The sequence below is a fragment of the Flavobacterium salilacus subsp. salilacus genome (assembly GCF_004634195.1).
GTDB lineage: Bacteria > Bacteroidota > Bacteroidia > Flavobacteriales > Flavobacteriaceae > Flavobacterium > Flavobacterium salilacus.
Genome location: NZ_SKBP01000006.1, coordinates 80,702 through 94,373, shown reverse-complemented (window position 1 = coordinate 94,373; position 13,672 = coordinate 80,702). Strand labels below are relative to the sequence as shown.

Sequence of the window (13,672 nt, the reverse complement as noted above, 5' to 3'; positions counted from 1 at the left end):
TATGAAAAAGGTATTTTTTATAGCCGGTTTGCTATTAGTAATGTTGTCATCTTGTGATAATAAACCATCACTGCAAAAATATTTTGTAGAAAAGTCGCAAACTAAAAACTTTGTAGCACTTGATATTGCACCAAATTTTGTAGATACCGACAGTATTAAGCTCTCAGCCGATGAGAAAGCAGCACTGCAATCGCTAAAAAAACTGAATATACTTATTTTTGAAAACGATTCTTTAAATACTCAGTTGTATAAAACAGAGCAAAACAATGTAAAGAATTTATTGAAAGATGAGCAGTATGAAGAGTTGATGCGCTACGGCTCTAACAACGAAGGTGTTTGCATATATGCCGTTGGTAAAGATGTACATATTGATGAGTTTGTATTGTTTATGCACCGGCAAGATAATGGCTTTGGCGTAGTACGCCTGTTGGGCGATGACATGAATCCTAATAATATCATGACAATGATGCAGTTATTGCAAAAAGGAAATTTAAACCTGGAGCAGCTTGAGCCATTGAAGGATATAATGAAGAAATAATCAGAAAATAATAAAGGTTAATTGTAAGTTTATCCCCGAAAGAATTTTTCTTTCGGGGATGTTTTTTTACAGTATATTATTTCTTAAAATATTTAAAAGGCACAATGAGCATCCCGAAGCATTCGCCCTTATTTTTGCCCAAATGCTTATGGTGCATTTTGTGTGCCCTGCGTACTGCTTTGGCATATCGGTTATTGGCGTTTCGAAATATTTTAAAACGCTGGTGTATAAAAATATCATGCACTAAAAAGTAGGTAAGCCCATAGGCAAAAATGCCCAGCCCGATGGCAAGACCAATCTCTAAGATATTGTTTTGCCATAGTAAAAAGAAGCCGATACTTACCACTGCATAAAATATAAAAAAAGTATCGTTACGCTCAAACCAAGAGTCGTGGTCTTTACGGTGATGATCTTTATGCAAACTCCATAAAAAACCATGCATAACGTATTTATGGGTAAACCACGCCATAAATTCCATCATAAAAAATGTGAGGATAAAAACTATTATGTGAATGTAAAGTGCCATAAATTGTAAACTATATAATATTAAACCTGTAGTCGATATAACATTTTGCCAACAGCCCTAATTTTTGATAATCGGGTACACGAATGCGTGTTGATTTAATTTTGACCGAAGGTGTACTTTTCATTTTTTTTAGTAATTTCTTATAATATACATAGGCTGTATAAACGCCAAATTTAGCCTCGGTTGGCAGTTTTATAATTCCTTTAAACCCTTCATTCAGATCCGCTTCTATCTCTTCTACAATTTGTCTTTTTACCACATCATCCATTTCCTGAATATTCAAAGCAGGAAAATAGTTTCTGTCCAGTCCTTCGGTATCATCTTTCAGGTCGCGCAAAAAGTTTATTTTTTGGAATGCCGAACCCAGTCGCATTGCCGGTTGTTTCAGTTCTTCATATTTAGAATTATCGTTGCCCGTAAATACTTTAAGGCACATAAGCCCCACAACATCTGCCGATCCATAAATATAATCATTATATTCCGTAACACTCTTATAGTCTTTTTTGTATAAGTCCATTTTCATGCTGTCCATAAAACTGTTTATCAGTTCTCTCGGTATGTTATATTTGCTAGCAGTGTGCTGAAAGGCATTCAATACAGGATTTAGGCTGATACCGTCCTGCAATGCATTATCCAGGTCATTTTCAAAAAGTGAAAACAGTTTCTCTTTGTCATAATCATGAAAAGTATCGACTATCTCATCTGCAAAACGTACAAACCCGTATATATTATATATGTCCTGGCGTATGCGCGGTGAAAGCATCTTTACGGCAGAAGAAAAAGAAGTGCTGTATGCTTTGGTTACATTACGGCTGCACTGGCGGGATATTTCGTCAAAAATAGATTTCATATTGTTTCCTTTACGGTTACTTTTAGTTCTTTATTTAGTTGTTTCGCAATCAATCCGGCTACCAGCTTGCCCGAAATGAGCGCCGGTGGCACACCGGGTCCCGGTACGGTAAGCTGTCCTGTAAAGTAAAGGTTCTTTACTTTTGGGCTTTTTAGCTTAGGTCTTAAAAAAGCAGTTTGCAACAGCGTGTTAGCCAACCCGTATGCATTACCTTTATATGAATTGTAATCTTTTACAAAATCATTCACACAGTATGATTCGTTAAACAATATACTGCTTTTAACCTCTTGTCCCGTCAGTTTTTCTAACCGAGTTATTATTTTATCAAAATATTTTTTTCTTAACGCTTCATTATCCTCTATACCCGGGGCGAGCGGAATAAGGAATATGCCTGCCTCTTTGGTTAGTGGTGCGCTGTTCTCATCTGTTTTTGATGGGAAACTGGCATAAAACAAAGGCTCATCAGGCCACTTCGGGTTGTCGTATATATCCTGCGCGTGCACATCAAAATCAGTATCAAAAAATAATGTATGATGCTCAGCATTCTCAATTTTTTTATTAAAACCTACATAAAACAGTAATGAAGATGGTGCAAAAGTGCACTTGTTCCAATACTCCTCGCTGTATGTCCTGTAAGGCTTGTCGAGCAACGTTTCGGTATGATGATAGTCAGCGCCGCTCACAATAATATCGGCAGTAATCCTTTCACCATTTATTATCATCCATTTAGCTGTACCGCCTTCTATTCCTATTTTTTCTATTGTTGCATTGGTTTGTATAGTTACCCCCAGTGATTTAGCCAAGTTTTCCATGCCCTGTACCACACTATACATACCTCCTTCAGGATGCCATGTGCCCAATCCAAAATCAGCATAGTTCATAAAACTGTAAAACGAAGGCGTGTCAGACGGTTTTGCCCCAAGAAAAAGTACGGGAAATTCCAGTATCTGGATTAGTTTTTTACTTTTAAACTTCTTTCTTACATCGCGGGATATGTTACTGAAAAACTGCCCCAGTTTCATCATAGTTTTTGGAGTAACCAACTCTAATGGCGATTCTCCGGGTCTGTAAACCAAGTCTTTTATAGCAATATTATAATTGCTTTTTGCCTCGTTAAGAAAATCTTGCAGTGCTTTGCCGCTGCCCGGCTCTATAGCTTCAAAAGTATTGATGATGTTGTTAGGGTTATTCGCAATATCTACATAATCGTTTTGCCCGAAATATACCCGGTATGCCGGCGATAATTTTTTTATATTGTAATAATCATGTGGCTTTTTGCCAAAATCGGCAAAGAAACGCTCAAAAACATCGGGCATCCAGTACCAGGTAGGACCCATATCGAAAGTAAAGCCATCTTTTTTTAGTTGTCTTGCCCTTCCGCCTATGGTCATGTTTTTTTCATATATCGTTACATTGTGCCCTGCTTTGGCAAGATAGCATGCTGCGGATAGTGACGAAAAACCTGAACCTATTATTTTTATTTCTTTGCTCATTTGTTTATTAAAAATTCAAAATGATTAAACAATTAAAAGTTTTTATAAACTGTTTGAAAAATCATTTATGGTTTGGAATATTGATATTTTCGGATTTAATTTTGACTTATCTATGTAATTGCTGTTTCTCCCGAATATATACAATCTGGTGTTATTATCGTTCATAAGTTCTTCTTTTAAATCGTCTATATAATCGTTTATCTCTTCTATCGAAGGTTCTACTGTAATATAAGTTACATAAGTTATATTATCAAAGTGATTTTTAATGTCTTTGAGGCTGCTTATAGGAACACTCTCTCCAAGAAAAACAGATTTGCAACCATTCAATGCCAGTTCATAATTTATAAACATTAGTCCCAGTTCATGTATCTCATTTTCAGGTAAGTAAAGCACATAAGTTATATCTGTTTTTACCGGTGGTTGCAGTAGCAGCTTTTCAATATTCGATGCCAGTTTTTGTTTGATTAGGAAACTTATAAAATGCTCATGGGCAGGTGTTATAGTATTGGTTTGCCACAAAATACCTATTTCGGTAAGCAACGGAATAAAATATTCATAAAAAATATCTCTAAATGATTTTTCCTGCAACACTGCATTATAAGTGTTTAAAAAAAGCGCCTGATCGAAATTCATCATTGCCAGCTTAAAATTGTTCAACACATGGTTGGACATGTTTTTTTCTGAAAGCACTTCTTTTACCAGTATAGGCAGCCTTTCTTCCGGCATTTTTGATATGACGGATATTTTATACCCAAAATTGTGTAATGTGGATATATTAAGCAGTTTCTGCAAATTTTCAATATCATAAAAGCGAATATTTGTCTCGGTACGCATGGGTTCAAGAATATTATATCTTTTTTCCCAAATGCGAATGGTATGCGCTTTTATACCTGAAAGGTTTTCCAGATCGCGGATATTGAATTTTGTTTTTACTTTGTTCATTGTTTTTGTAAAAAGATTAAACAAATTTAGTTTAAAAAGTAATATGAATTTCCTTTTTTTACAAAAACTTATGATTATTTGTACTTTAACTATTTAAGGGTTATCATTTTTCGATATACCAGCCTGTATTTGTTATTAAATTTCGCGATGATGTTAATAAAAGCTAAACCCTTAATAACGAATGTTTTTTTTGTCGAAATAAAGTGTATTTTTGCAGCTTCAAAAAAAGAGAGATGACATCTATTAGAAACATTGCTATTATTGCTCACGTTGACCACGGTAAGACTACATTGGTTGACAAGATTATGTACCATTGCCAACTGTTTCGTGAAAACGAAAACACGGGCGATCTTATTCTGGATAACAACGACTTGGAGCGCGAGCGTGGTATAACCATTACTTCGAAAAACGTTTCGGTAATGTATAAGGGAACTAAAATTAATATCATAGATACTCCCGGTCACGCCGACTTTGGGGGAGAGGTAGAGCGCGTATTGAATATGGCAGACGGTGTTTGCCTTTTGGTTGATGCTTTTGAAGGACCAATGCCACAAACACGTTTTGTACTGCAAAAAGCTATTGACCTTGGTTTAAAGCCATGTGTGGTTATCAATAAGGTAGATAAAGAGAATTGTACTCCGGAAGAGGTACACGAAAAAGTGTTTGACCTTATGTTTGAATTGGGTGCAGAGGAGTGGCAACTTGATTTTCCGACTGTTTACGGTTCGGCAAAACAAAACTGGATGTCAACCGACTGGAAAGACAAAACCGAAAATATAGAGCCTTTACTGGATATGGTTGTAGCGCATGTACCTGCACCAAAAGTATCCGAAGGTACGCCGCAAATGCTTATTACATCACTTGACTTTTCGAGCTTTACAGGACGTATTGCCATAGGTCGTTTACAAAGAGGTGTGCTGAAAGAAGGAATGAACATATCGTTAGTAAAACGTGACGGTAAAATAATAAAATCTAAAATAAAAGAACTTCACACTTTTGAAGGTCTCGGACGTTTAAAAGTAAGCGAAGTAATAGCAGGAGACATTTGTGCTATTGTAGGTCTTGAAAGTTTTGAAATTGGTGATACGGTTGCCGATTTCGAAAATCCCGAGGCGCTTACTGCCATAGCCATTGATGAGCCTACCATGAGTATGCTTTTTACGATTAATGATTCGCCTTTCTTTGGTAAAGAAGGTAAATTCGTAACATCGCGCCACATTAAAGACAGGTTGGCGAAAGAACTTGAAAAAAACCTTGCACTTCGTGTTGCCGAAACGGACAGCGCAGATAAATTTATGGTATTTGGTCGTGGTGTACTGCACTTATCAGTACTTATAGAAACGATGAGAAGGGAAGGATATGAGTTACAAATAGGTCAGCCACAGGTTATCATCAAAGAAATTGACGGTAAAAAATGTGAACCTATTGAAGAGCTTACTATTGACTTGCCTGAAAATCTTTCCGGTCGTGCCGTAGAGTTTGTAACCATGAGAAAAGGGGAGATGCTGAGTATGGAGCCTAAAGGCGAGCGTATGATAGTTAAATTCCTTATCCCATCGCGTGGTATCATCGGGTTACGTAACCAGTTGCTTACTGCTACAGCAGGTGAGGCGATTATGACACACCGTTTTTTAGAATACCAACCCTTTAAAGGTGAGATACCGGGACGTATAAGCGGTTCGCTCATCTCTATGGAGAACGGTAAGGCAATACCTTATTCTATTGATAAATTACAGGACAGGGGTAAATTTTTTGTTGACCCTAATGAGGAAATTTATGAAGGACAGGTTATTGGTGAAAATTCACGTGGTGATGATATGACGGTAAACGTAACCAAAACTAAAAAGTTAAGTAACGTTCGTTCGTCAGGAGCTGATGATAAAGCAAGGATTATCCCTGCGGTTAAATTCTCACTGGAAGAAGCATTGGAGTATATACAAAAAGATGAATATGTAGAGGTTACACCAAAAAGCCTTCGTCTTCGTAAAATATACCTGAACGAAACTGACAGAAAGCGTTTTAAAATAGCGTAATTAATATAGTTAACAGTTTCCTGTTGACAGTTATTAAATAAAAATCCCCTTGCTTTTGGCAAGGGGATTTTTTTATAGATTAAAATCCTGTAATTATAACTTTTCTAAATTTTTATACCAATTACTATACCGGTCAAAATTATACTCTTTTAGGTACAAATAGGCATGATCCAACATGGTGTGAAAATCTGTTTCGGTACAATTTTTAAACTTTTCGGAGATACGCTTACCACCCCTGAAATAATCAAAATGCATAATACCGTTTTCAAAAATTTCAATGTTTACAGGGATATTACCAAAGTTTAGAAACACTTTCAAAAAAGCAATGTCATCATTTTTACCATAGCTATACAGATAATCAATACCTAAAGATTCAAATTTTGAAGAAAGTGTATCCTGAAATTTTTCGAAACCTTTATTAAAAATAAGGTTATGCAGGTTGTTGTTTTCTGTTTCCATAAATAAATTATCGCACCAAACTAAAATGTCCTTTCACGGTTCTGCCATCTTCAAGGTTAATAACATACCAGTAGTCGGTGGCAGGCAGTTTACGTCCGTTATAAATACCATCCCACCCAATACCGCCCGGATTTACGCCGGCAAGGAACTTACCGTAACGGTCTAAAATATAAACACGGCTGTTTGCATAAATTTCGGCACTGATGCCTATTATCTGCCAGGTTTCGTTTATACCGTCGCCATTGGGAGTAAAAAACTTAGGTATTGCCAGTACAGATATATCCTGCTCTACTATACCACATCCGTTAGTGTCATATACATATACGGTATGAAGTCCGGGCTCAACATTCTCAAAAAAGTTAGATTCTGTAAAAGGTCCGTTTGGCATGTCAATGCTATACAGGTAAGTAGTGTTTACTCCGCCTGTGGGCGAAACCATTATCATTACAGTATTATTATCAACAAGGTCGGTAACAATAACACTGTCTATAATTGCCACATCAGAAGGCGATACGGTAATGGTACGCACTTTTTCGCACCCGTTCGGGTTCGTAACAGTTACGGTATATACCCCTGCTTCGTTTACCTGAATTGAGTTGGTTATTGCTCCTGTTGACCATAAATAACTGAATCCCGGAGGGGTACCGGTAACGCCTGATGAAAGCAATATGTATTCCTGTGTGTTGTTACATACTATAGCTTCATCTTCGATATCAATATCGGGCAGCGCATATACCACAAGCTGAATTTCCTGAATGAGTGTACAGTCATTATTGTTTTCTATACGGGCATAAGCGCTTTGTTCATAGGGTGTTGTGTTAGTATAATCTGTACCTACGGGGTTTTGTTCTAAAAGGGCATCAATGGCACTGGCATAATATATTATTGTATCTGTACCATTTTCCAGTCCCGCGTCGGTAAGGTCAAAAAGATACAACCCGTCTTCAACACCATCATCGTCACAATGTGTTAAAGTAATAGCAGGTGTGGTATTAACATTTACTTGCAGTATCAAAGGGAGCAATCTGGAGCAGCCTGTTACTGTATTGGTTACTTTAGCAGTAATGGTTTGCGGATTTTCGGCATTTGTATATGCTCCCGTAATATTATTTGTATCGGCAGTAGCATTGGCATCATTGGGATAATAAGTCATTGTAAGGTCGGGATTACCGGCGGTAAAGAAATCATTAGCCTCTTCTAAGTTAAATTGAGTAATGCCATCGGGCGATACGCCCAAATCGCATTGTATTAATGCCACATTATTTACTACAGGGGGTAACGGGTTTACAATTAGTGTAACGGGTGCTATAATAAAGCAATCGGCAAAAGTATTATTTACCACACGTGCAAAAACAACTTGGCTGTTAGGCGTGGTGTTATAAAAATTTTGCGGCAGCGGATTTGTTTCTGCTTCTGCATTGCCTTGTGTAGCATAATAAAGTGTCGTATAGTCGTCAGTATCCTGTACTAATGCAGCAGTAACTTCGGTAAGGTCAAAAGTTGCTTGCCCATTAATATCATCGCCATCAACGGCATCATCACATATACTAAAGCTATCATCATTAAAAGTAGGTGTGTTGGATACATTTATTTGAAATGAAGTAGTGGCATAACAGCTTGTATTATTTCTGTTTTGTACTCTCGCATACAGTGTTTGCGGATTTGAAGTGTTAGTATAAGCTGTGGCATTTATAGCTGCAATATTAGCGTCGGCATCTGCCTGTGTTTCAAAATATTTTACTTCGTAGCCCGCAACACTTTGCGTTCCTAATATAGCACTGTTATTACCGGTAAGGTTAAAAATAGTAACTCCATTATTGTCAGGGTCACATTCCGTTAACGTAAGAGCTGTATTGGCAACAGGTACATTATGTATAGTAATATCATTTGTAATGTTATACACTTCACCGTTTCGCGTTATATCCGCGCTAACCGGATAAATTCCTATCGCAGTATAGGTATGTGACGGATTTGTTTCTGTAGAAGTAGTGCCGTCGCCAAAATTCCACAGGATGTTGTCAAAATTACCCAAAGCATTCACTTCAAATTCTGTAACATCGCCAAGACAAGTATTTTGAGCAATAATTTCGGCAGAGAATATAGAAGTGATAAAAGGCGGCAATCCAAATGTTGACTGCATTCCGGCAGATAAAGAAACTCCGTTTGCCACATAATTACAATCTAAGCCATCTTCTTCAGGATTATTAATTACATCTAATGAAGAGATAAATGTAGCACGATATATTTTACCGTTAGGACCTAATTGTAATGCAGTAGAGTTACTTGAAAGAGGGGCTATAACAACTTCGGAGGCAGCAATATTGGCTGATTCAAGGTTGTATTGGGTAATACTCCCTGAATCTGCATTGACAGAAAAAGTCATGTATAATTTTTTGGATTCCGCTGAAAATTCAATACCATACGGATTAATATTGTTTTTTATTATAACAGGATTGGAAATAATCCCTGTTGTGTTATCAAAGTCATAGAGGTATGCTGAGCCGTTTATAACAGAGCCTCCCTCTACACTTCCAATCTGGTTGTGTGCAATAGCCAGCTTTTCGCCATTGGGCGAAGCTTTCAGATAACCTATGGCATTACGCCTGTAACCCGAAGTAGGTATAGCCGGGGTGATTTGTGTAATTACAGGAGTTTCGTTTACACCATCGTTAGTAACTTCAAAAGCATAAAATTTATTAACAAAATGGGTAATAACCCAAAACCCTGTGTTATCACCATTTTTTACGGCAGTAATTTTTTCCGAACATTGATATTTAATTTCTTCAGTATCATCCGGGTCATAAGTTACCAGATGTACGTTGCGGGTGGTAACATCACCAATACTTCCGTTTGTTCCTGTAACCGATAAATCTACAATAGAGTAATTGAATCCGTTATTAAACCCATCGTCAGCCACAGGCACGCCTTGATTAGTATCAAAATAAATACCTGTAAACTGATTAGGATATACATTGGCATTTTCATGATGAGGCTCATCAACAGTAAAAATATAATAGATATTAGGGTCACCCTTTTTAGGGACTATTATACCTGATTGCGTACTTGAAGGATCGCCCAGCAGCCCTGTCCCGCCATTATAATTACCATTTGGCATAATCACGTGGTTTTTGTCCCACACATTACGACCATCGGTATAAAAAAGTAAATTACCTTCAGGGTCAGATATACTGCTACAGCCCTCATTTGTTTGTATTGCTCCGCCCGGAAGGGTAACCACAGTACCGTCTTCAAGAAACTGAATACCTGCATTGTTACCAAAGTACCAATTATTGGCTTCGCCTTGTCCTAAAGCTGAAAATGAAATGAAAAGGAATAGCAAGGGGGTAAAATATTTCATGATAAAAAATTAATCTTTCAAAATTAACAAATTGTTACCACAAATATTGTGGTAAAGTATTAATTGTTAACTTTAAATGAGTATTTCCCGATAAAGATTTAGAATCTACCTTACAAGTGAAAAATGGCTTTTAATTACCCGACCATTGTTAAACTCTAATTTAAACCAGTAGTCCGTAGCCGGCAGGTTATATCCATTATAGGTTCCGTCCCATCCCGGTTGTTTGCCCAAGTAGCTTTTTATGATTTTGCCATACCTGTCAAAAATAGTTACCCTTGCATCAGGAAAGAAGTATAGGAAGTTTACATTCCATACCTCATTAGTACCATCGCCGTTTGGCGTAAAAAATTTAGGGTAGTTTAGTATAGGTACTTCTACCTCAATGGTTTTACAATTATCTTTTGATCGTATGTAAACGGTATATAAGCCCGGGGTAAGGTTCTCAAAAGTTGCAATATCAGTAAATATCTGACCATCCATCGAAAATTCATATCCTTCGTGATTTTCATTTATTATAACTGTAATAGCATTATCTGTAGCTGTAAAATCGACAACATTTAGTGTATAGTCTATTTCCGGCAAAGGCAATATGCCAATAGTGAAGGATGTTATTCCGTAACCAAAACAACCCGAAGTATTTTCGAGCCTTGCCCAAATGGTTTGATTAATATAGGGCATAGTGTTTGTGTATAAACCTATAATAGGATTAACTTCATTTTCAGCATCTTCCTGACTTGTGTAGTACGTAACAACAGCATCAGAATTTCCGTTACTGATTAAATAAGAATTTTCAGTTAAGTCAAATTGTTGAAAGCCATCTTCTTCAAAATCGCAAAGTAATAAGTCTTTCGGTTCGCCTGTAGGCAATGTATAATCAATATTTACAGAGAAGCTCTCGCCGGTATAACACCCTGCTATTGTATTGGTAAGGCGAATGTATATAGCTTGCGGATTAGATGTATTTGTAAAAGCCTCAGGGTTGGTAATAGCATTTTCGCCATTTGCCATATCTTCGGGCGTTAAATGGTAGGATATTTCTATATCGGTTTGATTGCCAATGAACATTTCGGCATGTTCGGTAAGGTCAAATAGTGTAGATACATCATCAATACCATCATCATCACACTTCGTGATATTAATGTCAATATTTTCAGGATTGTTTAATACAGGCTCTTGCAGTATATGTATAGTAAATGGTGCTATATCAAAACAATTACCATTCAGCACATCACTGCGTGCCCACAGTTGTTCGCTTTCATACGGCAATGTGTTTTCATATAAGTTTCCAATAGGGTTTGTTCCATTTAGAGCATCTTCTTCACTTGCATAATAGCTTATAACGGCATTGGTGTTTCCGTTAGCTACAGCAGTATCGTTTACCGATAAATCAAACTCCGCTATGCCGTTGGCATTACATAAATATAAATCTTCGGGAACGCCTGCGCCCGGTATAACAATAAGATGAAAACTGCTGGTTGCAGAACACCCTGTGAGTGTATTGGTCATAGTAACATGAATCACTTGCGGGTTTAGCATATTGTTATACATTTCAGGTATTGCTATTGGTGTAGCTACAGGTGTTCCGTTATCATCTTCATAGTAAGTAAATACTATATCCTGCTGTGCTCCCTGTAACATAGCTTCGTTTACGGTAAGGTCAAAAATTACAAGTCCGTCATCAACACCGTCATTATCACACAAAGTCAGGTCAGGAGGTATATTGTTTGTTGCTGTAAATTCGGGAGGTGCAATTGCCGTTATGCTAAAGTTAGTATAATCCGTACATCCTTCATCTGTTTTATCAAGCCTTGCCCATATTATCTCGCTGGTATAAGGGGTTTCGTTTTCATAAAGCATGTCCAGTGCATTATCTTCATTTTCGGCATCCGGTTGTGTTCGGTAATAAGTTACTACTGCCTCGTCATTACCGTTGGCAATAGCATCGGTATTAACTGAAAGATTGAATGTTGCAACACCATCGTCATCACAAATAGTTAAATCTTCGGGTTCTCCCGCACCCGGAGTTACATGAAGCATAAAAGTACCCATACTGTAACACCCTGTAAGAGTGTTTTCCATTTTTACATGAATCACTTGTGGGTTGGGTACGTTGTTATAACTTTCAGGAAAAGCTATTGGGTTTAATTCAGGTTCGCCTGCCGCTATATCTTCATAATAGGTAAAAACTATATTTTCCTGACTTCCTTTTAACAATGCTTCATTAACAGTAAGATCAAACATTACTGATTCATCGGGAATACCATCATTATCACAAAGGGTAATATCCGGTGGCGTAGCATTGGGAGTGTTAAATACAGGGAGCTGGAATACATTTATAATGAAAGAGGCATACTCAACACAGCCTTCTTCTTCTTTTTCCAGTCTTGCCCATATTTGCTCGCTTTGGTAGGGCAGTTGGTTTTGGTATAACGTTTCTATTGCATTGGTTGCATTTTGTGCCTCCTCTTCCGATGTATAGTAGGTTATTACAGCATTGTTGCTTCCGTTGGCTAATGGTAAGTCATTAACCGATAAATCAAATTCGGCAATACCATCGTCATCACAAATGGTTATATCCTGCGGAACGCCTATGCCCGGTGTTACAAATACCGTAAAGATTTCGTTAGAATAACACCCTGTAACCACATCCGTCATTTTCATATATATGGTTTGCGGATTGGTATCGTTAACAAAGGCTTCGGGCGACTCCATCGGGTTTTCTCCTGTAGTCATATCATTTTCATTTAAATGATAGGTAAGCGATACACCGGTTTGGTTTGCAATAAACATATCGGCATATACGGTAAGGTCAAATGTAGTTTTATCATCGGCAATACCGTCATTATCGCACTGCACAATATCCAGCGGTATCTCATCGGGGTTATTAAAAACAGGTATGTCATGAAAAATGGCAGAGCCTGTCCATTCCAACGAAAAGTTGGATGCGCCGTGAGGTCTGTCTATAATCAGGTAATAAATATCTCCATCTTCTACTTCGATCCATTGTATGAACGAATTTCCATCCGCTCCTAATCCTTCGGATGTATCGGTTTCTGTTTCATTCATCCCTGTAGTATTGTAATCCAATCCGGCGGCTAAGGGGTTGGTGGTAGAGCAACGTATAGCAGTGCCTAAGTTATCGCAGGCAACATTGGGACCAAATATCCAAAAGTCGAAATCGACTACCAAATCATCTATTTCTTCGGGAGTAATAACAAAGCCGAGCGTACCGCCTTCTTTTATCATTATTTTCAGCCAAAGACTATTATTTTCTTGGCTGAAACAGGCATTTGGACCGAGTTCCTGAAAACCGATGCCTGTTGCGTTGAGACCATAGTAGTCGTGGTTACCACATACTACAATAGCATCAGGGCAGTCGCTTTGAGCGTAAAGACCTGCGGTAAATAGGAAGGTTGATAATATTGCCCTGAAAATACCTTTCACGGAAAAATAGCGTTAATTTTTTTATAAAT

General features: G+C 37.5%; 9 protein-coding genes. 2 read left to right on the top strand and 7 right to left on the bottom strand.

Going from position 1 to position 13,672, the window contains the following annotated elements; genetic code table 11:
* Nucleotide 1 precedes the first annotated feature (1 nt).
* Complete coding sequence (locus E0W68_RS09055; protein ID WP_135219104.1) at nt 2–538, top strand: DUF4252 domain-containing protein; 537 nt, start codon at nt 2–4, stop codon at nt 536–538.
* A gap of 76 nt (nt 539–614) precedes the next feature.
* Here the strand turns inward: E0W68_RS09055 and E0W68_RS09050 are convergent, their stop codons facing one another.
* The 4 genes from E0W68_RS09050 to E0W68_RS09035 are packed head-to-tail and all read right to left on the bottom strand — an operon-like array spanning nt 615 to nt 4,349.
* Complete coding sequence (locus E0W68_RS09050; protein ID WP_135219103.1) at nt 615–1,064, bottom strand: sterol desaturase family protein; 450 nt, start codon at nt 1,062–1,064, stop codon at nt 615–617.
* 10 nt (nt 1,065–1,074) lie between these two features.
* Nucleotides 1,075–1,914, bottom strand: a complete 840-nt coding sequence (locus tag E0W68_RS09045; protein WP_135219102.1) for a phytoene/squalene synthase family protein — start codon at nt 1,912–1,914, stop codon at nt 1,075–1,077.
* Nucleotides 1,911–3,407, bottom strand: a complete 1,497-nt coding sequence (locus E0W68_RS09040; protein ID WP_135219101.1) for a phytoene desaturase family protein — start codon at nt 3,405–3,407, stop codon at nt 1,911–1,913. Before E0W68_RS09040 ends, E0W68_RS09045 begins: the two co-directional genes overlap by 4 nt.
* Nucleotides 3,408–3,449: 42 nt before the next feature.
* A complete protein-coding gene (locus tag E0W68_RS09035; protein WP_135219100.1) occupies nt 3,450–4,349 on the bottom strand; it encodes a MerR family transcriptional regulator in 900 nt (299 codons plus the stop codon).
* A gap of 233 nt (nt 4,350–4,582) precedes the next feature.
* Here E0W68_RS09035 and typA point away from each other — a divergent pair, with 233 nt between their 5' ends.
* Nucleotides 4,583–6,382: a translational GTPase TypA gene (gene typA / locus E0W68_RS09030; protein WP_135219099.1), complete on the top strand. Its 1,800-nt coding sequence runs from the start codon at nt 4,583–4,585 to the stop codon at nt 6,380–6,382.
* A gap of 93 nt (nt 6,383–6,475) precedes the next feature.
* Here the strand turns inward: typA and E0W68_RS09025 are convergent, their stop codons facing one another.
* The 3 genes from E0W68_RS09025 to E0W68_RS09015 form a co-directional block, all read right to left on the bottom strand.
* Entirely contained in the window at nt 6,476–6,841 is a 366-nt protein-coding gene (locus E0W68_RS09025; RefSeq protein ID WP_135219098.1) for a hypothetical protein, read from the bottom strand.
* 7 nt (nt 6,842–6,848) lie between these two features.
* Nucleotides 6,849–10,199 (bottom strand): T9SS type B sorting domain-containing protein, encoded by a 3,351-nt coding sequence (locus E0W68_RS09020; RefSeq protein ID WP_135219097.1) that lies wholly within the window; start codon nt 10,197–10,199, stop codon nt 6,849–6,851.
* 105 nt (nt 10,200–10,304) lie between these two features.
* Nucleotides 10,305–13,643, bottom strand: a complete 3,339-nt coding sequence (locus E0W68_RS09015; protein WP_135219096.1) for a T9SS type B sorting domain-containing protein — start codon at nt 13,641–13,643, stop codon at nt 10,305–10,307.
* Nucleotides 13,644–13,672 lie beyond the last annotated feature (29 nt).

What these genes read in the sequence shown, in the direction of transcription:
- E0W68_RS09055 (WP_135219104.1), top strand. Translation starts at nt 2, where the DNA reads ATGAAAAAGGTATTTTTTATAGCCGGTTTGCTATTAGTAATGTTGTCA.
- E0W68_RS09045 (WP_135219102.1), bottom strand. Translation starts at nt 1,914, where the DNA reads ATGAAATCTATTTTTGACGAAATATCCCGCCAGTGCAGCCGTAATGTA.
- E0W68_RS09025 (WP_135219098.1), bottom strand. Translation starts at nt 6,841, where the DNA reads ATGGAAACAGAAAACAACAACCTGCATAACCTTATTTTTAATAAAGGT.
- typA (WP_135219099.1), top strand. Translation starts at nt 4,583, where the DNA reads ATGACATCTATTAGAAACATTGCTATTATTGCTCACGTTGACCACGGT.
- E0W68_RS09035 (WP_135219100.1), bottom strand. Translation starts at nt 4,349, where the DNA reads ATGAACAAAGTAAAAACAAAATTCAATATCCGCGATCTGGAAAACCTT.
- E0W68_RS09020 (WP_135219097.1), bottom strand. Translation starts at nt 10,199, where the DNA reads ATGAAATATTTTACCCCCTTGCTATTCCTTTTCATTTCATTTTCAGCT.
- E0W68_RS09050 (WP_135219103.1), bottom strand. Translation starts at nt 1,064, where the DNA reads ATGGCACTTTACATTCACATAATAGTTTTTATCCTCACATTTTTTATG.
- E0W68_RS09040 (WP_135219101.1), bottom strand. Translation starts at nt 3,407, where the DNA reads ATGAGCAAAGAAATAAAAATAATAGGTTCAGGTTTTTCGTCACTATCC.